Origin of the sequence: Luteibacter sp. OK325, assembly GCF_003050935.1 — a bacterium.
In the GTDB taxonomy this organism is placed as follows: domain Bacteria; phylum Pseudomonadota; class Gammaproteobacteria; order Xanthomonadales; family Rhodanobacteraceae; genus Luteibacter.
Genome location: NZ_QAOX01000008.1, coordinates 137,873 through 163,700, shown reverse-complemented (window position 1 = coordinate 163,700; position 25,828 = coordinate 137,873). Strand labels below are relative to the sequence as shown.

Genomic DNA, 25,828 nt, shown 5'->3' with positions numbered 1-25,828 from the left:
GACCGATGGGAAGGTGGCGTTCTGCATGGTATCGACCTTTGCTCAGTCGCGTTGAGCATGGCCGGCACGCCGCCAGGGCGGTGGAACCAGACTGCCGCGGCGGACCGCCACGGCAAGACATACGGCGGTGACGACCGAACAGATGCAAAGGGCGACGACGGAGGCTTCGGCACCGAAGGCGCCTCCCGTGAGCCAGGCGGGCCCCTGCATGTGTGAGGCGAGCACGCCGCGTTGTTCGAAGCCCGACACCGGGATGCCGTAGAACGGGCCCTGGGCGATGTTCCAGGCCGCGTGGGCACCCATGCAGACCCAGAGCGACCGGGTCAGATGGTAGATCAGGCCGAACAGCAGGCCGGCCTCGAGCGCGATGGCCAGGGCACTCCATGGGGTCGCATTGGGGTTCCATAGGTGCAGGCCACCGAATACGGCCGCCGAAATCAGCAGGGCGGCCCAGGTGCCCAGGCCTTCCTCGACGATGCGGAAGATCACGCCGCGGCTGATGATTTCCTCGCCGACGCCCGCGCCCACGCCCATGACGAGAATGGGGCCGAGCCAGTCGACGTCCCGGTTCACGCCGTCGACCACGAAGGCACCCAGCGCCCATAGCGCGGCGACGATCAGGGAGAAACAGAGCGCTCCGCCCACCAGGCCGATGAGCAGGTGCGGCAGCGCCCTCGCGGGGGCGAGTTCGTCGAGTCTGCGCCGTTCGACCAGCCTTGCCAGTAGCCAGTACGCCAGCACGATGGGAGCCAGGCGCAGGGCCTCCATCGGCATGGTGGTATCGCGAAAGGGGATGAACCCTCCGGGCAATCCCAGCGCGGTCCACACCTGGCCCTCGATCCACTGGAACACCTTCAGCAAGGTGAAGAAGAGGAGGAGCCTGGCCAGCGGAACCTGCAGCAGGCGGAAAGGATGGCCCGGCGGCATGGCGATGGTCTCGTTGGCGAACATGGATTTCTCGGGGGCGGGGCTTGCGGCCGCAGTCTACGCAGGCATGATGGTGCTCCGATACAAGAAGGCCGGCGGCGCGTCCGCTAACGTGACAGCCGCGGGCTGTCGCGCCCGATCCCACCTGGAATTGCACGATGGCCATACCGTCCGAAAACGATCCGTCGAGTCCGTCGAATCGCCGCGAGCAGACCTTTCCGCACCTCAACGAGGAGATGTCCGCGCGGCTGGTGAAGTACGGCGTGGAGGAGGTCGTTCCCGCCGGCACCATGCTGTTCCGCCGTGGCGAGCGCCGCATCGACTACTTCTTCGTGATCGATGGCTCGATCGAGGTCTACGACACCGCTGAGGACGGTACGCCGAACATCTTCGTTGTACACGGTCCCAACCAGTTCACCGGAGAAGTGGATCTCTTCAGTGAGCGCAAGATCATGGTCAACGGACGCACGGGCACGGAGACCCGCCTGGTGCGCATGAATCCGACCAGCTTCCGCAAGCTGGTCTCGGGTGAGCCGGACATTGGCGAAATCATCATGCGTGCCTTCATCCTGCGCCGCGTGGGGTTGATCCAGAGCGGCCAGGGCGGCGTCATTCTGGCCGGTTCGGCACACGCCGCAGACACCGCGCGGCTGCGCAGCTTCCTCATTCGCAATGGCTACCCCTACCGGCTCCTCGATACGGACATCGACGAGGACGCCGCGCACCTGCTCGAGGGCTTCGGCCTCGACGCCAACGAATGCCCCGTGGTGATCATGCCGGACCGGCGTGTCCTGCGCTGTCCGACCATTGGCGAGCTCGCCGACGACCTGGGCATCAGCATCGAGCTGGACACGGATCACGTGCACGACGTGGTCGTGGTTGGCGCCGGCCCGGCCGGCCTGGCCGCCGCCGTGTACGCGGCCTCGGAAGGCCTGGATACCCTGGTCATCGAGGCACTCGCACCCGGCGGGCAGGCGGGTACCAGTTCGAAGATCGAGAACTACCTGGGCTTTCCCACCGGCATCTCGGGGCAGGCGCTATCCGGCCGCGCCCAGGTGCAGGCAATGAAGTTCGGTGCGCATATGGCCATCGCGCGCGCCGTGGAAAGCGTGGACTGCGGACGTCACCCCTACCGCTTGAGCCTGGACGACGGCAGCGTCGCCTCGGCGCGTGCCATCGTCATTGCCACCGGCGCCCGCTATCGCAAGCTGGAACACGTCGACTACGAGCGCTTCGAAGGGCAGGGTATCCACTATGCGGCGACCGCCATGGAAGCGCAGCTCTGCGCGGGCGAAGAAGTCGCGGTGGTGGGCGGAGGGAACAGCGCAGGCCAGGCGGCGATGTTCCTCGCCCGCACCGTCGCGCATGTGCACATTCTCGTGCGAGGCAACGGACTGGCTGCGACCATGTCCGACTATCTCGTCCAACGTATCCAGCAGTCGCCGCGGATTACCTTGCACACGCACTGCCAGATCGACCATCTCGACGGCGACACCTATCTTCGCGAGGTTGGCTGGGCGTGCCAGGCCGATGGCAAGCAGGAGCGCAAGAAGATCGGCGCCCTCTTCGTGATGATCGGCGCCGAACCGAATACCGCCTGGCTGCAGGGCTGCCTTGATCTCGACAAGAAAGGCTTCGTGCTCACCGGTCGCGATGCGGATGGTTATGCGACTCCATCGCCGTATGCGACGACATTGCGCGGCGTCTTCGCGGTCGGCGACGTTCGCTCGGGGTCGGTTAAGCGCGTGGCGTCCGGCGTGGGTGAAGGCTCGGTGGTGGTCCAGGCTATCCACCGATTCCTCAACCCGGCGCCTCTGTAGCTTTCCAGCTGTAGGAGCCGATTCATCGGCGATCGGGTGCTCGCGGCAATCTTGCCCGCTGCCGCGGGATCGCCGATGAATCGGCTCCTACCATTTTGCATGGAGCTTGCGGCCTCACCGCTCCGTTGGCTTTTCGCCGCTGAAGCGGCTCCCACAGCTCGGTGTTAGACGTCGACCGAGGCGGCGTGTTCGCGCGTGGCGGCGAAGCGCACCGTGGGCCAGCGCTCCTGGGCGAGCTGCAGGTTCACGCGAGTCGGCGCGAGGTAGACCAGCTCCCCCGCGCCATCGATCGCCAGGTTGCCGGCGTTCTTTTCACGGAATTCCTCGAGCTTCTTCGCGTCGTCGCAATGGATCCAGCGCGCGGTGGAGACGCCGACCTGTTCGAACGCCGAGTCCACGTTGTATTCGTCTTTCAGCCGGTACGCGACGACGTCGAACTGCAGCACGCCGACCGCACCCAGGATGAGGTCGTTCGACATCAGCGGCCGGAAGAACTGGGTCGCGCCTTCTTCGGACAACTGGGCGAGACCCTTCTGCAGGGCCTTCATCTTCATCGGATCGCGCAGGCGTGCACGACGGAACAGCTCCGGTGCGAAGTTCGGAATGCCGGTGAACGAGAGTGACTCGCCTTCGGTGAAGGTGTCGCCGATGGTGATGCTGCCGTGGTTGTGCAGGCCGATGACGTCGCCCGGGTAGGCGCGCTCGACGATCTCGCGGTCGGAGGCCATGAAGGTAAGCGCATTGGCGATGCGGACTTCCTTGCCTGTGCGCGTCTGCTGCATCTTCATGCCTGCCGTGTACGTGCCCGAGCAGACGCGCATGAACGCCACGCGGTCACGGTGGGCCGGATCCATGTTGGCCTGGATCTTGAAAACGAAACCGGTGAGCTTCTCTTCTTCCGGCTTTACTACGCGCGTTAGCGTATCGCGCGAGCGCGGTGACGGCGCGTGTTCGACGAAGAAGTCGAGCAACAGCTGCACGCCGAAGTTGTTCACCGCAGAGCCGAAGAAAACCGGTGTCTGCTTGCCTGCAAGATAGGCTTCGATGTCGAACGGATTCGACGCGCCGATCACCAGTTCGAGTTCCTCGCGCAGTTCGTCCAGTGCGGACTGGCCGATGCGGGCGGCGAGATCCGGATGGTCGAGGCCCTTGAAGATGGTCGAGTCCTGTCGGGTAGCGTTCTTGCCCGGTTCGAACACATGCACTTCGTCGAGCAGTACGTGATAAACGCCCTTCAGGCGTGAGCCCATGCCGATCGGCCAGGTGAGCGGTGCGCAGGCGATGCCGAGCACGGATTCGACTTCATCGAGCAGTTCGATCGGCGAGCGGCCCTCGCGGTCGAGCTTGTTGATGAAGGTCATGATCGGCGTATCGCGCAGCCGGCAGACTTCCATCAGCTTGATGGTGCGTTCCTCGACGCCCTTCGCGCAGTCGATCACCATCAGGGCCGAGTCGACCGCGGTAAGCACGCGATACGTGTCCTCGGAGAAGTCCGCATGGCCCGGGGTATCGAGCAGGTTCACGATGGCGTCGTCGTACGGGAACTGCATGACCGACGAGGTCACCGAAATGCCACGTTCCTTTTCCAGCGCCATCCAGTCCGAGGTCGCGTGGCGTGCGGCCTTGCGGCTCTTCACCGAGCCGGCCATCTGGATCGCGCCACCGAACAGCAGCAGCTTTTCGGTCAGCGTGGTCTTGCCCGCGTCGGGGTGGCTGACGATGGCGAAGCTGCGCCGGCGGCGGGTTTCGGTGAGGTGTGAGGACATGGTCTTCGGGCCGGGATAGATAGGCTAACCGCTTATTCTATCAGCCAATTGACCCGTGGGAGCCGCTTCAGCGGCGATGAGGTGTGCCACCGTCTGGCCCGCTGCCGCGGGATCGCCGATGAATCGGCTTCCTACACGGGTCTGGCGCTAACCCGGGAAGGCGGTGCCCAGCCACGATGGCACCGGAATGCCCTTGCTGCGCAGGAATGCCGGGTTGAACAGCTTGGCCTGGTAGCGCATGCCGCCGTCGCAGAGCACGGTCACGATGGTATGGCCGGGCCCGAGTTCGCGGGCCAGCCGGATGGCACCCGCCGCGTTCACGCCGCTGGAGCCGCCCACGCAATAGCCCTCGCGGTGGAGCAGGTCGTGAAGCAGCGGGACGGACTCGTCGTCCGGGATGGACCAGGCCAGGTCGATCGGCGCGCCCTCGAAATTGGCCGTGATCCGGCTGTTACCGATGCCCTCGCTGATCGAGCTCCCCTCGCCGACGAGTTCGCCGGTCTGGACGTAGCGGGCGAAGACCGAGCCTGCCGGGTCGGCCAGCGCGATGCGGATGTCGGCGCGACGGGCCTTCAGGGCCCGGCCGACGCCAGCCAGGGTGCCACCAGTCCCCGCCGCGCAGACGAAGCCATCGATACGGCCGCCGGTCTGCTCCCAGATCTCCCGGCCGGTGTGGGCCTCGTGCCAGTCGCGATTGGCGGTGTTGTCGAACTGGTTCGCGAACCAGGCGCTGCCGGGATCGGTGGCGTTCATCTCCTCGGCCAGCCGGCGGGCCGTCCGGGCGTAATGGCCGGGATCCGTGAACGGCGCCACCGGAACAAGGCGCACCTGCGCCCCGGCGACATGAAGGGCGTCGATCTTCTCCTGGCTCTGCGTGTCCGGCATGACGACGAGTGTGTGGTAGCCACGGCTGGCACCCAGCAGGGCCAGGCCGATGCCCGTGTTCCCCGCGGTGCCCTCGACCAGCATCGCGCCCGGCCGGAGCAGTCCCTGGCGCTCGGCATCGTCCAGCAGGCCCAGTGCGGTGCGGTCCTTCACCGAGCCACCCGGGTTCAGGAACTCCGCTTTGGCGAGGATCTCGCAACCGGTTGCCTCCGAGGCATACCGCAGGCGGAGGAGGGGGGTATTGCCGATGGCGGCGGCGAAGCTGGCATGGGTAGTCATGGGTCAATCCTAGCGCCTTGACGACCCCCTGTAATTGGCGCCGCGTTCCCGCTGTAGGAGCCGATTCATCGGCGACCGGGCCTGTGTGGGAGCCGCTTCAGCGGCGATAAGGCGTGGCTACATGGCGACGCCCATTCGCCGCTGAAGCGGCTCCCACAAGGAATTCTCTGTCATTGGAAAAGAAGACTTCTAGACATCTGGACGTCTAAACGGCTGTTGACACGTATCGGATCCGGGCGTATCTTCAATTCCACTCATCGAGACCGGCTGAGGGACAGGCCCTTTGAAGCCGGGGCAACCTGCGGATTTCCGCGACGGTGCCAACTCCTGCGGGGCGTGTCTTCACGTCAGCCGATAGATGGGATGTCCTTTGCGGGCATGCGTACGCGCATCCGCTTGAAGGGACACTCCGACTGCCGGTTCCCCGCTGGGCTCGATCCCGAACGCAGGAATCCGGACCATGTCAGCAGAGCCCCTCATCGTGATCTCCCTCCCCGAAGCGGTTGTTTCCCCCGCGCCGCGCAGCGCAGCCGATCTCACCGAGCAGCGCGGTACGCGCAGGGTGTCGTTCACGCCGAAGTACGGCAGTGACGCCGTCGAGGTGGACGTCCATTACCTCTGGTGCGGCGCGCCGCACGCACCGACGATCATCGTCCAGGGCGGCATCTCCGCCGACCGCGATGTATGCACCGGTCGCGAACGCAGTACAGGGTGGTGGCAGGAACTGGTTGGCCGTGGTGCGGCCATCGACCTCGATCACTGCCGTGTGCTCGCGATTGACTGGCTGGTCCCCGCCGATCTCGGCCAGGCCGAGTCGGTGTCGAGCGAAGACCAGGCCGCCGCGCTGGCCGCCCTCGTCGATGAACTGGGTATCGGCCGCGTGCAGGCATTCGTGGGTTCGTCGTACGGAGCGATGACCGCACTCGCTTTTGCTGCGAACCACCCGGACAAACTGAAGTCGCTGATCCTGCTTGCCGGCGCGCATCGTCCACACCCACTGTCCACCGCGCAGCGTTCGATCCAGCGCAGCATCGTGCGGCTCGGCGTTGACTCGGGGCGCACGGACGAAGCGCTCGCCCTCGCACGCCAGCTCGCCATGACCACCTATCGCGGCAGCGAAGAATTTTCCCGTCGTTTCGCCGCGGGTCCGGAACTTCGCGATGGTCGCTTCCATTTCCCCGTGGAGGATTACCTCGAGCATGCCGGCCGCCGTTTCGTCGAGCGCTTCGAGGCCGAGCGTTTCCTCGCCCTGTCCGAGTCGATCGACCTGCACGACGTATCACCGGAACGCGTCACGGCACCGACGACCCTGGTCGGTTTCCCCTCCGACCGGCTCGTGCCGCTGGCCGACCTCTGCGAACTGCAGCGTCGTCTGGCCGGCACCGCCACCCTCGAAGTCGTGGAGTCGCCTTACGGCCACGACGCCTTCCTCAAAGAAACCGTGCAGATCGCTCCCGTGCTGCGTCACGCACTCAACGACTGTCGCGGAGACCACTAAGTCATGACCGATTCCCGCCTTTGTACCCGCGCCGTGCGCGCCGGCATCGAATCCGATACGCAGCACGGCGCCGTGGTGCCCCCGTTGCACCTTTCCACCAACTACGCCTTCGAGGGCTTCGGTCGCAAGCGCGCGTATGACTATTCGCGTAGCGGCAATCCCACGCGCGACCTGCTCGGTGAAGCACTCACCGAACTCGAGGAAGGCGCGGGCGCCGTCGTCACCGGCAGCGGCATGTCGGCGGTGGCTCTCGCACTCGAACTGGTTCCCGCGGGCGCGCTGGTCCTCGCCGCCCACGATTGCTACGGTGGCACGTGGCGCCTGCTCGACGCTTGGGCGAAGAAGGGCCGCTTCAGTGTCCGCTTCGTCGACTTCACAGACCCCACGGCGCTTGCCGACGGCCTCGCCGCTAAACCGGCACTGGTCTGGATCGAGACGCCGTCCAACCCCCTACTGCGGATCACCGACGTGCGTCACGTGTCGCAGGCGGCTCATGCGGTGGGTGCGCTGGTCGTCGTCGACAACACCTTTCTTTCGCCGGCCCTGCAGCAGCCGTTGAAGCTGGGCGCCGACATCGTCGTGCACTCGACCACGAAGTACATCAATGGCCATAGCGACGTCGTAGGCGGCGCGGTCATTGCCGGGGATCAGGCGGTTGCCGAGCAGCTGAAGTGGTGGGGCAACTGCAACGGTCTGACCGGTTCGCCATTCGATAGCTTCCTTACGCTGCGCGGCGTACGCACACTCGCCGTCCGCCTGCGTGCGCATGAAGAGAACGCACACCGTATTGCCGAGCGCCTGGACAGCCACGACGCCGTTTCCCGCGTGTATTACCCCGGTCTGGCCTCGCACCCTGGTCACGCATTGGCACAGCGTCAGCAGAAGGGCTTTGGCGCCATGCTGAGCTTCGAGGTCGCCGGCGGCAACGATGCGATTGAAGCTTTCGTCGACGGTCTACGCTACTTCTCGCTGGCGGAATCGCTCGGCGGCGTAGAAAGCCTCGTCGCCCATCCAGCCACGATGACGCATGCATCCATGGCTCCCGAGGCTCGTGTGGTTGCAGGCATTTCGGATAGCCTCCTGCGTCTGTCCGTTGGCATCGAAGACGGCGACGACCTGCTGGCCGACCTCGATGCCGCGCTCGCCCGCGCCGCCGCGGTCGCTTCAGTCACCTCTAAACGCAAGGTCGGCGCATGAGCGCGGTGGTTGTGGCGCCCGTCGTTGACGTGCCTCCGCGCACGGCAGTCGTGCTCCTGGGCACGGGAGTGGTCGGTCGTGCGTTGCTCACATTGCTGGCGACGCCTGCGGCGCGCTCGCTACGCCTCGTTGGCGCGGCCAATTCACGTCGCCAGCATGCCGTTGCCGATGGCGTCGTCCCGGCCGAAGTTGCTGAACGTCTGAGCAAGGGTAGGGATGGACGCGAGAATGCGCCGCTGTTGGCCGCGCTAGACGCGACCGGAGCTTCACGCAAGGTCGTTATCGACGCGACAGCCTGCGCCACCGAGGCAAGTCGTCATTCGGAGTGGCTGGCGGCGGGCTACCACGTTGTTACCGCCAACAAGGCGCTAGCTGGTGGTCCGCTATCGGGCTGGCGCGCGCTGCAGGCGGCCTCGGCCAATGGCAGTATCTACGGCGATGCCGCCACGGTCGGCGCTGGCCTGCCGGTCTTGTCCACCCTGCGTCGCCTGCGCCAGTGCGGCGACAGCCTGCTCACGCTGGAAGGTGTCTTTTCGGGCTCGCTCTCCTGGTTGTTCAACCAGTACGACGGTAGCCGCCCCTTCTCCGCGTTGCTGCGCGATGCCCGCCGCCTCGGTTTCACCGAGCCGGATCCGCGGTCGGACCTTTCGGGTGAAGACGTCGCGCGCAAGCTACTGATCATTGCGCGCAACGCAGGCTTCTCGTTGGGCAGTGAGGAAGTAGAGATCGAAAGTCTCGTCCCCGAGGCGCTTCGTTCGCTGGATACGAAAACGTTCCTCGATCGCCTCGAAGAGCTCGACGAGCCGCTACGTAAACGCCAGGCCGCGGCGAAGGCGAACGGCAAGGTACTGCGCTACCTCGCGCGTCTGAACCAGCGTGGCCGTGCCCGCGTCGGCTTGTTCGAAGTAGGCCCCGAGCATCCGGCATCGCGTCTGTCGGGGACAGACAACCAGTTCGCATTGACTACCACGCGCTACCACGCGACGCCGCTGGTCATTCAAGGCCCGGGTGCTGGCCCGGAGATTACGGCGCAGGCGTTGCTGGGAGATGTGCTCGCCTTGTAGTGCGGTCCGCTTTCTGTGGGAGCCGGCTAGGCCGGCGATGGTGTCGAGGCAACCTTGCTATCGCCGCTGAAGCGGCTCCCACACGGAAGCGGGTCCCACACAGAAGCGGGTTCCACACAGAAGCGGGTTCCACACACAAAAAAAACCGCCCCGAAGGGCGGTTTCGTTTATCAGTGGTGGCCAGTAACCCTGGCCGCTTCATCCGCACTGGGCGGAACCACCGGGTCATCCCCGTGCATCTCGTCGTGGTTGAAGCGGGCGGCTTCGACCATCGGCGTGCGCCAGCCGGCGGAAACACCCCACAAGTAAAACACGATGCCGATAATGGCAACGACGCCGAGATCGTAGCCGTACGGAATGTAGTTGTGGCCGCCGAAGGTGGTGCTGCCCGCGTAGGAAACCAGCGCAATGGTCGGCAGGTAGGCGACCAGCCACCATGCGCCGGCCATGTGGCGACGGAAATCTTCCCAGCCGCTCTTGGCGGTGTAGTAGAAGTACAGCGGCAGCGCGACGACCACCAGCAGGATGATCTCGCCAGTGAGTGGCCACTTCGCCCAGTACAGCAGTTCGGTGGCGAAGATGAAGGCGAGGGCGGCAAGCAACGGCAGGCCGGGGATGCGCAGCGGTCGTTTCATTTCCGGCGCCGTGCGACGCAGGGTCATGACGCTGACCGGGCCGGTGAGGTAGGAAATGATCGTCGCCACCGAGATCACCGCCGCCAGGGTGCCCCAGCCGCGGAAGAAGAACAGGAAGAGGAAGCTCACCACCAGGTTCAGCCACATGGCCGGACGCGGGATGCCGAAGCGCGGGTGGATGTGGCCGAAGATCTTTGGCAGCTGGCCGTTGCGCTCCATGGCGTAGATCATGCGCGCGGTGGTCGCCGTGTACGTGGCGCCGGTACCGCTGGGGCTGACGAAGGCGTCCGCGTACAGCAGGATCGCCATCCAGTTGATCATCAGCGCAGTCGCCAGCTGAGCGAACGGCGAGGCGTATTCCAGGCCTGCCCAGCCCTTGCCGAGCTGGTCGGGCGGCACGGCGCCGATGAAGGCAATCTGCAACAGCACGTAGACCACGGTGGCCAGCAGGATCGAGCCGATCACGGCGAACGGCACGTTGCGCCCCGGGTTGCGGGCTTCGCCGGCAAGATTCACCGGGCTCTGGAAACCGTTGAAGCTGAAGACGATGCCGGAGATGGCGACGGCGGTGAGGATCGACGAAATGTCGATGGCGTGCGTGCCGCCATTGGCGCCGATGTGGAAGTTGCCCGGGTTGTAGCTGGTGCAGATGAGCGCGATGCCCGTGGCGGCCGGAACGACGAGCTTGAACACGGTGATCGCCGTATTGCTCTTGGCGAACAGCTTCACGCTCCAGAAGTTCAGGAAGAAATAAACCATGACCAGCACCGCGGCGATGGCCAGGCCCGGTGGCGTCAGCTCGCCGTGGCCGGCGGTCACCACATAGAGGCCCTTGGTCCACTGCGCCCATTCCCAGGGCCAGGAAGCCATGTACTGGACGGAGGCCTCGGCCTCGACCGGGATCACCGAGACGATGGCGATCCAGTTGGCCCAGCCGGCGATGAAGCCGACCAGCGAACCGTGCGAGTAGTGGCCATAGCGCACCATGCCGCCGGACTCGGGGAACATCGCGCCCAGTTCCGCATAGGTCAGGGCGATGAACAGGATGATCACGGCGCCGATGAGCCAGGCGTAGATCGCACCGGGGCCGGCGAGCTGGGCGGCGTGCCAGGCGCCGAAGAGCCAGCCTGAGCCGATGATCGAGCCCAGGCCGGTCAGCATCAGGGCGAAAGCGCCGACATCGCGGCGGATAGCGTGGTGGGACATGATGACTCCGGTCGGACGGGACGGGGGAACCCGGCCCATGGCGGCACAAGGGCGGGATGATGACAGCCCCGGCCGCGCATGTCAGCCAGCGCGCGCCGTCGCGCAACCGGGCTCGCGTCGATATACACTGGCCGACGCGGTAGGGATGAAGGGGTTCGGATGCGTTCGAAGGTGGTCGCCAGCGGCGTGTTGTTCATTGCCATATCGGTATGCGGCGTTGCCGCAGCCGATGAGCAATGGAACGACAAAGGCCGGCTGATCGATTCAGAGTCCTACGACCGTACCGCCAAGGGTTTTTACTTCACTCTGTACCCTGGCGAAGACCCGGTGGAATCCGTGCGGCGCTGCGCCATCACGATGCGCGAACTGGGTCATCTGGCCTCGGTATCGTGCTTTGCCTATACCAGCAAACAGCGCTTCGACACCCGCCGCGGCAAGTTGCGTATCTGCTATACGGCGGTCGCCAACTGGTGGGGAGAGGACGAACCGGTCCGTGTCGAGACCGTCGACCGGCTGCCCCGGATGTGCCCGACGCGGTAGTCAAACCATGTGGGAGCCGGCTTTGCCGGCGATGGCCTTCCCGGCTAAGCCGTTTCGTTGGCTTTTCGCCGCTGAAGCGGCTCCCACAAACAGCCGCCTTAGCCGTTGGTTATCAGCACTCGATAACGTTGACGGCTAAGCCGCCGCGCGAGGTTTCCTTGTACTTGTCCTTCATGTCGCGGCCGGTGTCGCGCATGGTGGCGATGACCTTGTCCAGCGATACGTGGTGCTTGCCGTCGCTCTTGAGGGCCATGCGGCTGGCGTTGATCGCCTTGACCGCGCCCATGGCGTTGCGCTCGATGCAGGGAATCTGCACCAGGCCGCCGATCGGGTCGCAGGTGAGGCCAAGGTTGTGTTCCATGCCGATCTCGGCGGCATTCTCGACCTGGCGCACGCTGCCACCCAGCGCGGCGGCGAGTCCGCCGGCAGCCATGGAGCAGGCCACGCCGACTTCGCCCTGGCAACCCACCTCGGCGCCCGAGATCGAGGCGTTCTCCTTGTAGAGGATGCCGATGGCACCCGCCGTGAGAAGAAACTCAATTACGCCGTCTTCGGAGGCATTCGGGCAGAAGTGCCGGTAGTAGTGCAGCACGGCGGGGACGATGCCGGCCGCGCCATTGGTTGGCGCAGTGACCACACTGCCGCCGGCGGCGTTCTCTTCGTTCACGGCCAGGGCGTACAGGTTGACCCAGTCAAGGATGGTGAGCGGGTCGCGCAGCGCGGCTTCCGGCTGCGAACGCAGTTCGGCGACCATCGACGGCGCACGGCGCTGGACCTTGAGCCCGCCCGGCAGGGTGCCCGGCGAACGCAGCCCACGTGAGACGCAGTCCTGCATGGCCTTCCAGATGGTGAGCAGCCCGGCGCGGGTTTCCGCCTCCGGGCGCCAGATGCTTTCGTTGTGCATCATCAGTTGCGCGATGGTGATGCCGTGCTCTTCGCACAGGGAGAGCATCCGGTCGCCGCTGCTGAAGGGGAAGGGCTGCTCGCTGGTGTCCGCCACGATACGGTCTTCGGCCGCTTCGTCGGGATTGACCACGAAACCGCCGCCGACCGAGTAGTAGTCGCGCGTGGCCAGCTCGGTGCCGTCTGCGTCGTAGGCGGAGAAGCGCATGCCATTGGTATGGAACGGGAGCTTCTGACGCTTGTTGAAGACCAGGTCGGCCTTCTCGTCGAAGTCGATCTCGTGACGACCGAGGATGCGGATGCGCTTGCTCGAACGAATGCGCTCCAGCGTAGCCGGGATCGCATCCGGGTCGACCTTGTCCGGCCATTCGCCCTCGAAACCGAGCAGTACGGCCTTGTCGGTGCCATGGCCCCGGCCGGTCATGGCCAGCGAGCCGAACAGCTCGCAGCGCACGCGGGCCACGCGCTCGAGCACGCCTTTTTCGGCCAGCCAGTGCTCGGCGAAGCGCGCGCCAGCGCGCATCGGCCCGACGGTATGAGACGAGGAAGGACCGATACCGATCTTGAAGAGGTCGAAAACGCTGACTGCCATGGCTTGGGGAGTTGGCTACGGGGAGTAGCCGGCTATTCTACGCCTGCCTGCCACTGACCCCATACACCTGCGCATGTCCGAGTTCACCCTGTTTCAGCGAGACGACTGTCACCTTTGCGACCTGGCGTTGGACGTGCTGGCCGAAGCGCGCCTGCCCGATTTCGCTTCGTCCTGGATCGATGACGACGACGTGCTCGAAGCCCGCTACGGCGTTCGGGTGCCGGTGCTTCAGCGCAGTGATGGTGCGGAACTGGATTGGCCGTTCGATGTCGAGGCGGTGAGGGTGTTTGTCCAGGCGCATCGCCGCTGAAGGCAGGTCTTTTGTGGGAGCCGATTCATCGGCGAATGGGCGTTCCGGCGTCACCGCTTCGTTGGCTTTTCGCCGATGAATCGGCTCCTACATTCCCTTATTCGCCGATGAATCGGCTCCTACATTTATCTATTGCCGCAAGCGGCGGAGGATTTCCTCGCGCGCTTCGCGCAGGATGGAATCGCGGTCAAGGCTGGCGACGATGTCGGCGACGGCGCGTTTGGCGCCGTGTTCGCCCCAGGACTTGCCGGTGATGAGGTAGTGCTCGGCGGCGCGGCCGATCAGGACCGTGGCGTACCAGCCCAGCGCGCCCTGCGCCGCTGCCGTGACGACGACGGAGAGGCCACCGCTGAGACCCTTCAGGGCTGATGCCACCAGTTGCACGCCCCAGACGGCGCCCATCAGGGCGGCGAGCTGGGTGGTGATGACCGCGACCAGACGTCCCGATTCACTACGTGTCAGCGGCAGTCCATACACGCGGCCCAGCTGCACGACCATCGCCGCATCCAGTCCGCCTGCCAGCAGCAGGTCGGCGACCGGTATGGGATTGAGCGCGACCGCCACGGACTTGGCGATGCAGTACTGACGGATGACGCCGGAGGCTACGTTGCGCCGGGTGGCTGCGACCCGCCCGGTCACCTGGTCGGTGAGGCGTCCGGCGAACAGGCCGGCATTGATCGCCGACAAGGTCTTCCCCTCGCGCTCGGCGATCGCGAGCAATCGTGACTTCAACGCCGTGACGTCGGCGGCCGAGGCTGCGGATGTCCGTCGTTCATGACCTTGGGCATCCGTCTCGATGACATTGCGCGCGCCAGGCCGCGCCGCCACGGCGATCACGTCTTCGCGGCGGACCAGGCCAGCGCTGTGCTGGCGTAGCTGTTCGAGAAGGCCTTCGCGTTCCTCGTCGGAATAGCGGTCGGTCTTGTTCAGCACGAGCAGCAGGGGCCGCCGGGTCGCTGCCAGCGTGCGCAGGGCGTCGCGTTCCTCACGCGTCAGGTCGCCGTCGGCGACGAACACGATCAGGTCACTCACCTCGGCGACTTCAAAAGCGAGCTTCTCGCGTGCTTCACCGCCGAGTTCATTGATACCTGGCGTGTCGATGAGCACGAGGCCGGCGCTGCTGGCCTCGTCCAAGCGCGCCGCATCCGCCTCGGTGGTCGTGCCGTGGAGCACGCCTACAGTGAACGCGTCGCGACCCAGCAGGGCGTTGCCCAGCGCTGACTTGCCGGCCGAAACGCGGCCGAACACGGCCACGTGGAGTTCGTCGCGCTCGAGGCGATCGAGCATGGTTTCGACGCGGCGAAAATCCGCCGCCATTGCTTCGCGCACATTGCCCGGGATCGAAGGATCGTCCAGCAGCCCGCGCAGGCTCGCCGCCACGGGGCCGCCGCGCGCATCCACCGTGGGCGCGGCGGGCGCACCTCGACGGAAGCGGTCGGCGAGACCGCGAAAGCGTTCGCGGAAACCCGCCACTGTCGGACTTACTTCGGCAACAGGTTCAGCGAACCATTGACCAGCACCTCGTCGGCAATCGTCGAGGTGTCCTTGTACTCGCCGCTGCCGACGCCGAAATCGAGACGCTTAAGCGTACCTGTCACAGACAGGCGCGCGCCGCCGGCGTTCGGCGAGAACGCGACCTTGAGTGCCACTGGTTTGGTCACGCCGTGCAGCGTCAGGTTGCCGTTGGCGATGACGTCGCCCTTCGCGTTCTTGCTGAAACCCGTGGTGACGTAGTGTGCGGTGGCGAACTTCTTCGTGTCGAAGAAATCGGAGCCCGGAAGTGCATCGTCACGATCGCCGTCGCCAGTCTTCGCGGTGGAGACGTCTACCGTGACATCGAATTTCGACGTGGCCAGATTCGCGGCGTCGAAGCTGATCGCGGCATCGAACTTACCGAAACTGCCGTCGAACTGCTGGCCCTGGAACTTGCCGCTGAAACCGAGCGTGCTGCCGGGGCCGACCTTGTAATCCGCTGCGGAGGCAGCCAGCGGAAGAGCGAACGCGAGAGCAAGAACGGACAGGCGGCGGGTAGTCAGGATCATGGCGTGTCTCCGGGATGTGTGGGGGGCATCCGCTTCGCACGGCCGAACGGCAGCATGCGGCGGAGCGTGTCGTCGCGATCGATGAAGTGATGCTTGAGCGCGCCGCCGACATGGGCGACGAGCACCAGCAGCAGGAACCAGAACAGGTAGACGTGGACCGTACCCAGCGTATCGGACAGCTCCGGGTTCTTTTCCACCAGTGCCGGAAGATTGAACTGCTTGAAATACTGCAGCGGGAAGCCGTGAGCGGAATTGAACGCCCAGCCCGACAGTGGGATGGCGGCGATCAGCAGGTAAAGGAATCCATGCACCGTCTTCGCGGCGAGGTGCTGCCAGCGTGGCGCCGGGACGTCCGGCGGCCGCCGGTCGATGGCGCGCCAGAGCACGCGCAGCAGGAAAAGGGCGAGCACGGTGAGGCCGATCGACTTGTGCAGGGCGAACAGGTTGATCTTCTGCAGCGACGGCTTGAGACCATCCATCCAGAAAGCGAACGCGCCGTTGCCGAGGATCAATAGCGCCATCACCCAGTGGAAGGTCTTCGCGGCCGTGCTCCAGCGGGTGTGGTCACTGCGCAGGGACATCGGTCTTTTCCTTGTCGTTGGAAGGGCTGCCTTCGCCGCCACGAATCGCTTCGATTTCGAGCCAGACGGCTACGTTAGTGCCGATCGAGTTGCGATTGGATGTCATGCCGTAGGCCGTGCGATCGACCGATACCTGGGCGGAGAAGCCGGCCACCGTGTGCAGGCCGTAGATGGTCTTGCCGACGCGGTTGACCCGAAAAGGGATGTCGAGGGGCAAGGCCACGCCGCGCAGGGTCAGTTTGCCGTGCACGACGCCCTCGTCGTCGTTCTTCTTTTCTACCGAGTCGCTGACGTAGCGCGCTGTCTGCGCACGGTCGGCGTCGAGCAGGTCACTGCCGCGGACGACCTTGTCCCAGGCGCTGTCACCCATGTCTACCGAGGTGAGATCGATCGTAGCGTCGACGGACGACTTCGACCAGTCGTCGCGGTCGAAGCGGATGGTCCCGTCGGTGATGCGTAGTCGCCCGAACGAGCGTGAAAAGCCATTGTGTTCGACGTTGAACAACAACTGGCTGTGTACGGGATCGATGTGATAGCTGAGCGCTTCGGCGCTTGCCGCGACCGGCGCGACAGCCAGGCCGAACATAAGGAAGAAACTGGCAATACGCATGCGTGCTGGGCCTGTTCCGACGGGGCCGCGGGGCGGCAGACGAGGAGCAGTGTGGCCGACAGCGGACGCCTTGTCAGCCCATTCGCGGGGAACGCATTGTTCACTCAGCGATCCCGTAGCGCCTCCCCGGTCAGATCGGCGAGCCGGCGCAGGCGGGAAGCGCCGGTGTCGCCGAGCAGGTCACGCATCCGCGCGCCGGCATCCGCCTGATCCAGGCTCTGACGCTCCGCAAGGCTTGCGGCGAGGGCACGCCCTAGGCTGTCGAAAATCAGCGCGTAGGCGAAGGCGTGCAATACGCCACCGCCCAGGGTGCCCAGGCCGGGAAAGGCCTTCAGCGCATTGCCGGCGACGGCAAGGACCACCGAGGTGCCGGTCCGCAAGGTCAGTCGCGCCTGGCGCAACAGGCTTTCGATTTCCACGTCCGTCACGCGAACGCCGTACAGCGCCGCCAGCGCGCGGACGAGACCAGCGGCGAGCGCGCCCTGGATGACCAGGTCCGTCCCCGGTGCCACGGCAGCCATTGCGCCGACGATGGCGCGTCGCGCATACCGGCGCACGATGCGTTCAGCCTCCACGGCGCGCCAGGTGGCTTCCTTTTCGCTGGTGCGTTCGTGCAAACCTGCGAGTACCGCATTTTCGCGCTGGCCCTCGAGCGCCGCCGCGCCGGGCGCCAGTATCCGGCGCAGGGCATCAGGCAGCGCGCCCAGGTCGGCACGGCGGGTTCGGCGCACGTCTTCGCTGGAGCCGTCGGCGAGATGGCGGGTGAAACTTTCCTCACCGCCCGCACTGACCGCGATGATCGCATCGGGGATGCCTTCGCTGCGTTCGCGCAGGCGTGCGATCAGCTGTTCACGTTCCGACTCCGTCCATTGGTCCGCCTTGTTCACGACCAGTAGCAACGGCTTGCCAAAATCGCCCAGCCAGCGGAGCTCCCCAGCCTGGGTCCGGGTGATGTCGCCAGCGCAGACGTAGAGCACGGCGTGCGCACGCAGCGCCTCGTCCCGTGCCATGCGCTCGCGTTCGTCGCCATCGGCCTCGGCCGAGCCCGGCACGTCCGCCACGGTCCAGTGCTCACCTGACGGGGCATCGCCTTCGTAGTGGGCAACCTCCCGTGTGGTACCGCCACGTACATCGCTCATCGGCGTCGAGCCGGGGACCAGCGCAGCGATCAATTTGGATTTGCCGGTGGAGATCTCACCGAAGACGGCCAGATAGATGGAGCCCGACGCCCGGCGGTGGTCGAGTTCGCCGAGTTCACTACGAAGTTCCTCAACGTCGGCGTCCGATTCGCGCAGTGCGGCGATGCGCGATTCGAGCGAGGCGCGATCGGGGGCGACGATCGGCGCACGCGGTTTGCGCGGACGCAGGAGCCACACCGCCGCGGCCGCGCCGAGCGCGACGATGACCGCAAGCAGGCCGCCGATCAGCCAGCGCACACCTTCCGGCAGGCTCATGAAACGCTGCGCCAGCGACAGCGCACGCTCCAGCGCGGCAAAGAGCAGCCAGGCGAGGGCGGCAATGCCGATGGCCGCGATCAGGAGACGAAGTCGGCGTGACATGCCAGCCATTCTAGAGGCAAGAGCGCGGGCGAATGCTTACCGTCCGTAGGCAGTCGCGCCTGTTCGGCTTTGGCGACGCTATGGCATGATCGGGATCGAACAAGGAATACAGCGTATGCACCACACGCTCTTCGCGAGATGGATTCTCGTGGCCGCGGTCTTCCTGACCGTTGTCACCCCCGTCATGGCCACCACGCCCATGCCGCCGGTTCCCACCCCTCAATTTCGCGGCTTCGGGCTGCACGAAGGCCTGCCCAGCAGCAAGGTCAAGGCGGTGGCGCAGGACGCCCGCGGCTTCATCTGGGTGGCGACCGCGATGGGCCTGGCCCGTTTCGACGGTGTCGAGTTCATCGTGCCCGGCATCGGTGCGGAGCGAAACCACGCGATGCCTGCCGGCCCGCTGTCGGCGCTCTACATCGACCACGACGATCGCGTATGGATCGGTGGCCCCGACATCGGCCTGGCGCGCTACGACCCCGTGACCGGCGGCTTCGTGCAATGGCGCGACGGCCTGTCGGACGACGATGTGCGCGCGGTCACGCAGTCGCGCGACGGATCGATCTGGGTGGGCACGTCAAAGGGGCTCGACCGCATGCGCCCGGACGGTAGCGGATTCGAGCACCTGGCGAGCAGCCCCGACGGATTGTCGTCGTCCACCATCCGCGCGTTATACGCCGCGGACGATGGTCGCGTATGGGTGGCCGGGGAGGCCGGCGTGGACGTGATCGACCGCGACGGCCAGCCGGAGGCTGTCCCGTTTTCCGACGGTGGCAAGCCGCGGGTCATGCGGATTGATGGCAGCAGCGGCGAGCTGCACTTCGCAACCGACGCCGGGCTCTACCGCCTTGCCAACGACGGTCGCATCCATCCGGACAAACGCGTGGCGGCGCAGCATGTTCGCGGCTCGTTGGTCGACAGCCACGGCACCGTCTGGATCGCCACTCTCGACGGCCTGTCCATCATCGACCGCCATGGCCGACCGCACACCGTCGCCGATTCGTGGACTGCTCCCGGAGGGCTGCCCGGCCGCACCGTCAGCGACATGATCGAGGATCGCGAGCACGGGCTCTGGTTTGCCCTCAGTGACGGCGGCCTGGCGTATCTCGGACCGGGCTGGGAGGACTTCACACGCTTTGCCCACGTGGCGACCGATCCGTGGAGTTTTCCCGGCCGCGCGGTGACAGCGGTCGCGGCACACGGCGACCGGGAACTATGGGTGGGTGGTTTCCGTGGTTGGGTCCGACGCTTCGATCCGTCGACCGGACGTGCGTCGGGAGGATTCGACCTGGGCGCGGCGCGGGTGCAGAGCCTGCTCGAAACGGCGGATGGGCGTCTCCTCGCCGGCGGGGTGGATGGCTTGTCGATCGCTTCGGACCGTGGCGCGCAGCCGCTGTTCCGCAGCACCATCGATCGCGCCGTCACCTCGATGGCCGCCGCGTCCGACGGCACACTCTACGTCGCAGCGGTCGGCCGCGGTCTCTTCGCCCTGGACGGCGCCCTTACCAGCGCGAGTGCCGTGCCGTTCGTGGAATCCCGACGTGGCGCGGCCGATACGCGGCAGATCGAGATGGTTGACGGTGAGCTCTGGCAGGCCAGCGTTGCGGGCCTGGCCCGCTTCGACCGCAGCGTGGGGCAGATGCGCTACGTCGAAGGCGTGGCGCCGGGTCGCGTCAGTGCGTTCGAGCCCGACGGCGGCGGCTTCTGGATCGTCCGCCCCGCGGCGCTGGAGCATTACGTGTGGGACGGCAACCGGGCACGGCTGCAACGCAGCCTCGGCGGCGCACAGGGATTTCCGTCGGCGGACATCCTCAACGTGCGCAAGGACCTCATGGGACGCCTGTGGCTTTACGGGCAGACCGGTGTCTGGCGCTTCGATCCCGCACCAGGGAGCTTCCGACCCTTCGGCCTCGCCGACGGCCTGGCCAATGGCGAATTCACCAACGCGACCACGGTACTGCTCGCCGACGGCACCATGTACGGCGCCACGCTTGGCGGACTGGTCGGCTTCCGCCCCGACCACCAGCGCGATCACGCGCGCCGGCCTGTCATCGTCGTACTTGGCGCCACTGCGTCGCGAGAAGGCACGCGTCGATCCTTGCCCATCGTCGACGACACGCTCCACCTGGATTGGAACGACCGTGACCTGACGGTACGTTCGCGCGCCCTGTCCTACGTGAATCCAGAACGCAACCACATCGATTTCGCGCTCGATCATGACGGTGTGGTCGCGGCGCTACGAACCGGAAAACAGGGTGAGCGCACGTTCGGTCAGCTCAGTCCCGGCACGCATCACCTGGCGATCTACGGTGCGCAGCGCAACGAGGTCGATGGTGCACCGGTGGCACTGACGATCATCGTGGACGCACCGCCGTGGCTACGCTGGTGGGCGTGGTTGATCTATGTCGCGCTGGCTCTCGTGCTTGCGGGCGGCGGCATCGTCGCGGCGCGTCACCGTGTGCGGCAGGCGCTCCGCCTCCGGCTCGCCGAACAGCAACAGCGGCTTGCCGAAGAAGCCAATGCCGCGAAAACCGAGTTCATGGCCACGCTGGGGCACGAGATCCGCACGCCCATGACCGGCGTACTCGGCATGGCCGAACTCATGGCGCAGACGCCGCTGGATGAGACGCAGCGCGGTTACGTCGACGCCGTGCGTCACTCGGGCAAGACGCTGCTGCGATTGGTCAACGACGCGCTCGACATCACCCGGATCGAATCGCGCCGTTTGCTGCTCGAAGTCGAATGCGTCCCACTGCATGCGCTGGCGGATGAGGTGATCGCACTGACGGCGGGCAACGCAAGAGAAAAAGGCCTGGCCCTTTCGGTACGGGTGGACGCCGATGTGCCGGTCGCGATTCGTGGCGATACGATCCGCCTGCGCCAGATCCTGCAGAACCTCGTCAACAACGCGGTGAAGTTCACCGACACCGGCTCGGTGGGTCTGCACCTTCGCCGCGATAACGAGACACTGTCAATGACGGTGACCGATACGGGGCCGGGCATTTCAGATGAGCTGCGTGGCCGTCTTTTCTCGCGTTTCGAGCAGGGCGGTTCGCCGCAGCGGGCGCAGGGATCGGGACTCGGGCTGGCGATCTGCCACGAACTCTGCACGCTCATGGGCGGGCACATCGCCGTTGAAAGCCGACCTGGCCTGGGCACCTCCTTCATCGTGAGGCTCCCGCTTCGAACCTGTGCATGCAAGGGCCGTACGTGTGCGGTATCGCGATCGACGCGGCGGACAAACCCGGGTCGCCGGTTGCTTCTGGTCGAGGACGATGCTGTGATCGCCGATGTCATGGCGGGCCTGCTTGGCCAGCGTGGCCATCAGGTCACCGTGGTAGGCGACGGTCTGGCGGCGATGGCTGAAGTGTCGAGGAATGTCTACGACGTGCTCCTGCTGGATCTCGACCTCCCACTGGTCGATGGTTTCCAGGTTGCGCGCATGGTGCGTCGCATGAACAAGCTTGCAAGCCTTCCCATCGTGGCGGTGACGGCACGCTCGGCGGGTGACGAAATGCGGGCGATCCGCGACGTTGGCATGAATGCACTACTGCGCAAACCGATGACCGGCGACGAGCTGGATGAGGTGCTCGACGCGGTGTCGACGCCGGTGCCGGAAGGAGCTAGCCGAATCGCCTGAAGTAAGTGAGCGCACCGATGACCAGCAGGCTTGTCGGCAACAGGTTCGCTAACAAGGGTGGCAAGCCGTACACCGTGCCGAAGTTGACCATGGCGCCCTGCAGGAAGTACCAGCCGATGGCCATGATCACGCCGAGGAACAGGCGTTTTCCGAAGCCGCCCGATCGCAGTGAGCCGAAGGCGAACGGCATCGCGCAAAGCACCAGGATCAGGGTGTTTACCGCGAATAACGCGCGACCCCAGAAGGCCACCGCATAAGCCCCGGGATTCTGACCGTTGGCCTCCAGGTAGCGCATGTTGCGGCGCAGGTCGGCCATCGACAGGTACTCCGGATGGATCACCGACTGCTCGAGCACATGGGGATTGAGATGCGAGGCCCAGGTCTGCGTGGCCTGCTGCGTGGCGTGCGTACCCTTGTCGTCCAGCGTCGTGTTGCGGACGTTGGTCATGATCCAGCGGTTGCCGTCGTGAATGGCGCTGTCGCCGTGCGAGAACTCCTGCACCTGGCCGTCGGCGGTGAAGGTGTACACCCGCACATCTACCAGTTTTACCGTGGTGCGGTCGCCGTCCTGCAACGCGATGGCTGACTTGGCATTGATGATCTTGCCGCCGTCGCGGGCCCACAGGCCGCTGCTCGTGGCGCCGAGATTGCTCGAGCGCATGCGCACCTGGATCGCCTGCGCGTGCTGATCGCCGTAGGGGCCGGCGGTTTCGCCCATCACGACGACGCCGACGGTGAGAACGGCGATGACGCCGGCGGCCGAGGCCGCAATGCGCAGCTTCGACATGCCCGCCGCGCGAAGGGCGGTGAGTTCGCCGGTGGCGGCGAGACTACCGAGGCCGAGCAGACCGCCGATGAGGGCGGCGTTGCTGAACATCTGGTAGAGGCGCCGCGGCACCGTCAGCATGATGTAGGCGATGGCGTCGTAGAGCGTGAAGCCGTTCTTGCCGATGTTGCCGAGCTGGCGCACGAACTGGGTCAGGGCATCGAAGCCGGTCAGTACCAGCCAGACCAGGAGCAGGGTGCCGAGCACGGTCATGCCGATGAGGCGGTCCGCCCGCTTGATGGTCAGCGAAGCCATTACGCGGTTACCTTCACTTGCCGCGGCGCGTTCTGGCGCCAGAAGAACCACGCCGCCACGCCGAACACGATCACATGGAGAACCCAGATCGGTACGGAGGTGTGCAGGTGCCCCTTGATGATCTGGGTGCGTGCGATCAGCTGCCAGATCACATACAGGAAGTAGGCCAGCACCGCGATCAGCAGGCGGCCGTAACGTGCGTCGCGTGGCGCCTGCCGGGACATCGGCAGCACCATCATCATCAGCACCAGGGTGCTGACCGGGGCGGCGAAGCGCGAGACCAGCTCGCCCAGGCCGTCGGCCGTGGGCTTCCTGAACAGGTCGCTGGTGGTCGATTCGTGGGCCGGGTCGGTGTCGTCGTCGTCGTCGGAGATGTTCGACAGCGAGACGTCGTTGCGCTCGTACTTCATACGCCGCCAGTTGTCCGTGCCCAGCGGGATTTCGAACTGCCAGCCGTCGAAGAGGGCGAGAAAGCGGTTCACGCCGTCGCTCTCCTGGTACATGTGGCCGCTCTTGGCATTGACCACTCGCACCTGCGGCCGATTGTCGCTGTCCACGCGGTCGGTGGCGATGAAGGTCTTGCCCAGCACGGTGCCGTCACGGCTGAGGGTGTCGACGAAGATGATGCCGCCCTTGCCCGGCAGTTCGGTGAAGCGGCCGGCGTCTAGGCCGGCGGCGATCACCGACTTGTTCGCGGCGGCGATGATCGTGTCGGCGCTGCGGGCCGAAAGCGGCCCGAGCCAGAGGGAGACCAGGCCGACCACGATCGTGGCGATGACGGCAAGCAGGGTCACGGGCCGCAGCAGGCCGCGCGGCCCCATGCCCGAGGAGGCCAGTACGTGCATTTCGCTCTCGCGGTACATCCGGCCCAGGGCCGTGAGCGTGCCCAGGAAGACCGACATGGGCAGCAGGGTGGAGAGCAGGTCGACCATCTGCAGGCCGAGTACCTCGAACATGACGCTCGGCTGGATACTGCCGTTGGCCACCTTCTGCAGGACCGTCGCGAACGCGCCACCGGCGAAGATGACGAGCAGAACCACGGCGGTCGCAATGACACCGTAGGCAAGTTCGCGCAGGAAGTAACGGTCGAGGATGCTGAGCATTTGGTAGAATTGGCGGTTCGTGCCGCGTCAGTCCTGGCCGGCAAACCACAAGTCTAGCCTGTCCGGGCCCCGGCGGGCTTTTGCAGGACAGTTAGCTATGACGGTTCAGTTCAGCCTCGGTTCCAACGCTCCCGAATCCACCGCGACCCCGGTCGCCGTGGTTGGCGTCTATGAGAACGGTGTCCTGACCAGCGCCGCCGCGCGGATCGACACCGCTGCCAGCGGGGCGATCAAGCGTCTCGTCGAGGCGGGTGACATCACCGGCAAGGTCGGCAACCTCGTCACCCTGCTGCACCCGGCCGGCGTCGCCGCTGCCCGCGTGCTGGTCGTGGGCCTTGGCGCGCAGAAAACCTTCGACGCCGCCCGTTACCAGCGGGTGATCCTGGAGGCCGCCCGCGCCGTGGGCCGGCTGCCCGTCACGGAGGCCGTCAACTGGCTGCCCGAGGTCGAGGTTCCGGGCCGCGATGCCGCCTGGCGCCTGCGCGTTGCCGCTCTGGCGACCGACCACGCCGCCTACCGCTACACCGCCACTGTGAAGCCGCGCGACAAGGCGCAGCCGGAGCTCGCCACGATGACCTTCATCGGCCCGGCCGACGGCGAAACCGGCCTGGCCGAAGCCCGCGCGATCGCCGAGGGCGTCCGCTATGCGAAGGAGCTCGGCAACCTGCCGCCCAACATCTGCAATCCCGACTACATCGCCGACCAGGCCAAGGCCTTCGCCGATGCCAACGAGGGCGTGACCTTCGAGGCCCTCGACCGCGCCGACATGGAGCGTGAAGGCTTCGGTTCGTTGCTGGCGGTGGCCCGTGGCTCGGCCAACGCGCCGCGCCTGGTCATCCTGCAGTGGAACGGGGGCAAGGACGGCGAGCGTCCTTACGCCTTCGTCGGCAAGGGCATCACCTTCGACACCGGCGGCGTCAGCCTCAAGCCCGGTCCGGGCATGGAGGAGATGAAGTTCGACATGTGCGGCGCGGCCGGCGTACTCGGCGCCTTCGTCGCTGCGGTGAAGCTGAAGCTGGCGGTCAACCTCGTCTGCGTCGTCCCGGCTGTGGAAAACATGCCGGACGGCGACAGCTATCGCCCCGGCGATGTCCTGACCAGCCTGTCGGGCATCACCATCGAGGTGCTCAACACCGACGCCGAGGGCCGCCTGATCCTCTGCGATGCATTGACCTACACCGGCAAGCGCTTCGATCCGCACACCATGATCGACGCCGCCACCCTCACCGGTGCCTGCGTGGTGGCGCTGGGCAAGCACGCCAGTGGCCTCATGACCAAGGACGAATCGCTCTCGGCCGAACTCCTCGCCGCCGGCGAGTCCACGCTGGATCGCGCCTGGCGCCTGCCGCTCTGGGACGACTACCAGAGCCAGCTCGAATCGGGCTTCGCCGACGTGGCGAACATCGGCGGCAAGTACGCCGGCGCCATCACCGCGGGTTGCTTCCTGGCACGCTTCACTGAAGGCCGCCGCTGGGCGCACCTCGACATCGCCGGTACGGCGTGGGACGAAGGTCGCAAGGGCATGGCCACGGGTCGTCCGGTACCGCTGCTGACGCAGTGGCTGCTCGACCGCGTCGCCGCCGGCTGATCTCG

The 25,828-nt window shown here is 66.0% G+C and carries 20 protein-coding genes and 1 riboswitch; of the genes, 8 read left to right on the top strand and 12 right to left on the bottom strand.

The window, feature by feature from the left end:
* Positions 1 to 42: 42 nt before the first annotated feature.
* Positions 43 to 951 carry a type II CAAX endopeptidase family protein gene (locus C8J98_RS17255; RefSeq protein ID WP_107914419.1) on the bottom strand — a complete coding sequence of 303 codons (909 nt, stop codon included), beginning with the start codon at positions 949 to 951 and terminating at the stop codon, positions 43 to 45.
* Positions 952 to 1,085: 134 nt separating this feature from the next.
* Here C8J98_RS17255 and C8J98_RS17250 point away from each other — a divergent pair, with 134 nt between their 5' ends.
* Positions 1,086 to 2,747 (top strand): FAD-dependent oxidoreductase, encoded by a 1,662-nt coding sequence (locus tag C8J98_RS17250; protein ID WP_107914418.1) that lies wholly within the window; start codon positions 1,086 to 1,088, stop codon positions 2,745 to 2,747.
* 164 nt (positions 2,748 to 2,911) lie between these two features.
* Here C8J98_RS17250 and C8J98_RS17245 read toward each other — a convergent pair whose 3' ends face one another.
* Positions 2,912 to 4,513, bottom strand: coding sequence for a peptide chain release factor 3 (locus tag C8J98_RS17245; RefSeq protein WP_107914417.1), 1,602 nt, complete (start codon positions 4,511 to 4,513; stop codon positions 2,912 to 2,914).
* Between the two features lie 147 nt (positions 4,514 to 4,660).
* A complete protein-coding gene (locus C8J98_RS17240; protein WP_107914416.1) occupies positions 4,661 to 5,677 on the bottom strand; it encodes a cysteine synthase A in 1,017 nt (338 codons plus the stop codon).
* A gap of 251 nt (positions 5,678 to 5,928) precedes the next feature.
* Positions 5,929 to 6,042, top strand: a riboswitch (SAM riboswitch).
* A 95-nt stretch (positions 6,043 to 6,137) separates the two neighbouring features.
* Between C8J98_RS17240 and C8J98_RS17235 the strand changes: the two genes are divergently transcribed.
* The 3 genes from C8J98_RS17235 to C8J98_RS17225 are packed head-to-tail and all read left to right on the top strand — an operon-like array spanning position 6,138 to position 9,436.
* Complete coding sequence (locus C8J98_RS17235; RefSeq protein ID WP_107914415.1) at positions 6,138 to 7,175, top strand: homoserine O-succinyltransferase; 1,038 nt, start codon at positions 6,138 to 6,140, stop codon at positions 7,173 to 7,175.
* Between the two features lie 3 nt (positions 7,176 to 7,178).
* A complete protein-coding gene (gene metB / locus C8J98_RS17230) occupies positions 7,179 to 8,372 on the top strand; it encodes a cystathionine gamma-synthase (RefSeq protein ID WP_107914414.1) in 1,194 nt (397 codons plus the stop codon).
* The gene (locus tag C8J98_RS17225) at positions 8,369 to 9,436 is read left to right on the top strand and encodes a homoserine dehydrogenase (RefSeq protein WP_107914413.1); all 1,068 of its coding nucleotides are present in this window, start codon (positions 8,369 to 8,371) and stop codon (positions 9,434 to 9,436) included. The genes metB and C8J98_RS17225 overlap by 4 nt, the downstream gene beginning before the upstream one ends.
* A 170-nt stretch (positions 9,437 to 9,606) precedes the next feature.
* Here the strand turns inward: C8J98_RS17225 and C8J98_RS17220 are convergent, their stop codons facing one another.
* Positions 9,607 to 11,277, bottom strand: coding sequence for an APC family permease (locus tag C8J98_RS17220; RefSeq protein ID WP_107914412.1), 1,671 nt, complete (start codon positions 11,275 to 11,277; stop codon positions 9,607 to 9,609).
* Positions 11,278 to 11,436: 159 nt separating this feature from the next.
* Between C8J98_RS17220 and C8J98_RS17215 the strand changes: the two genes are divergently transcribed.
* Entirely contained in the window at positions 11,437 to 11,817 is a 381-nt protein-coding gene (locus C8J98_RS17215; RefSeq protein WP_107914411.1) for a hypothetical protein, read from the top strand.
* Positions 11,818 to 11,929: 112 nt separating this feature from the next.
* Here the strand turns inward: C8J98_RS17215 and C8J98_RS17210 are convergent, their stop codons facing one another.
* A complete protein-coding gene (locus C8J98_RS17210) occupies positions 11,930 to 13,312 on the bottom strand; it encodes an L-serine ammonia-lyase (RefSeq protein WP_107914410.1) in 1,383 nt (460 codons plus the stop codon).
* Between the two features lie 73 nt (positions 13,313 to 13,385).
* Here C8J98_RS17210 and C8J98_RS17205 point away from each other — a divergent pair, with 73 nt between their 5' ends.
* A complete protein-coding gene (locus tag C8J98_RS17205) occupies positions 13,386 to 13,622 on the top strand; it encodes a glutaredoxin family protein (protein WP_107914409.1) in 237 nt (78 codons plus the stop codon).
* Between the two features lie 129 nt (positions 13,623 to 13,751).
* Here the strand turns inward: C8J98_RS17205 and C8J98_RS17200 are convergent, their stop codons facing one another.
* The 5 genes from C8J98_RS17200 to C8J98_RS17180 form a co-directional block, all read right to left on the bottom strand.
* Complete coding sequence (locus tag C8J98_RS17200; RefSeq protein WP_233260268.1) at positions 13,752 to 15,095, bottom strand: GTP-binding protein; 1,344 nt, start codon at positions 15,093 to 15,095, stop codon at positions 13,752 to 13,754.
* Positions 15,096 to 15,103: 8 nt separating this feature from the next.
* The gene (locus C8J98_RS17195; protein ID WP_107914408.1) at positions 15,104 to 15,664 is read right to left on the bottom strand and encodes a YceI family protein; all 561 of its coding nucleotides are present in this window, start codon (positions 15,662 to 15,664) and stop codon (positions 15,104 to 15,106) included.
* Positions 15,661 to 16,245, bottom strand: a complete 585-nt coding sequence (locus C8J98_RS17190; RefSeq protein WP_107914407.1) for a cytochrome b — start codon at positions 16,243 to 16,245, stop codon at positions 15,661 to 15,663. Before C8J98_RS17190 ends, C8J98_RS17195 begins: the two co-directional genes overlap by 4 nt.
* Positions 16,229 to 16,855 (bottom strand): YceI family protein, encoded by a 627-nt coding sequence (locus C8J98_RS17185; protein WP_107914406.1) that lies wholly within the window; start codon positions 16,853 to 16,855, stop codon positions 16,229 to 16,231. The genes C8J98_RS17190 and C8J98_RS17185 overlap by 17 nt, the downstream gene beginning before the upstream one ends.
* Positions 16,856 to 16,959: 104 nt before the next feature.
* Entirely contained in the window at positions 16,960 to 18,414 is a 1,455-nt protein-coding gene (locus tag C8J98_RS17180; RefSeq protein ID WP_107914481.1) for a GTPase, read from the bottom strand.
* A gap of 115 nt (positions 18,415 to 18,529) precedes the next feature.
* Here C8J98_RS17180 and C8J98_RS17175 point away from each other — a divergent pair, with 115 nt between their 5' ends.
* Positions 18,530 to 22,051: an ATP-binding protein gene (locus C8J98_RS17175; protein WP_158272748.1), complete on the top strand. Its 3,522-nt coding sequence runs from the start codon at positions 18,530 to 18,532 to the stop codon at positions 22,049 to 22,051.
* Here the strand turns inward: C8J98_RS17175 and lptG are convergent.
* Positions 22,035 to 23,132 (bottom strand): LPS export ABC transporter permease LptG, encoded by a 1,098-nt coding sequence (lptG, locus tag C8J98_RS17170; protein ID WP_107914404.1) that lies wholly within the window; start codon positions 23,130 to 23,132, stop codon positions 22,035 to 22,037. The genes C8J98_RS17175 and lptG overlap by 17 nt on opposite strands.
* Positions 23,132 to 24,235, bottom strand: coding sequence for an LPS export ABC transporter permease LptF (gene lptF, locus C8J98_RS17165; protein ID WP_107914403.1), 1,104 nt, complete (start codon positions 24,233 to 24,235; stop codon positions 23,132 to 23,134). The genes lptG and lptF overlap by 1 nt, the downstream gene beginning before the upstream one ends.
* A gap of 97 nt (positions 24,236 to 24,332) precedes the next feature.
* Here lptF and C8J98_RS17160 point away from each other — a divergent pair, with 97 nt between their 5' ends.
* Complete coding sequence (locus C8J98_RS17160; RefSeq protein WP_107914402.1) at positions 24,333 to 25,823, top strand: leucyl aminopeptidase; 1,491 nt, start codon at positions 24,333 to 24,335, stop codon at positions 25,821 to 25,823.
* Positions 25,824 to 25,828: the final 5 nt, after the last annotated feature.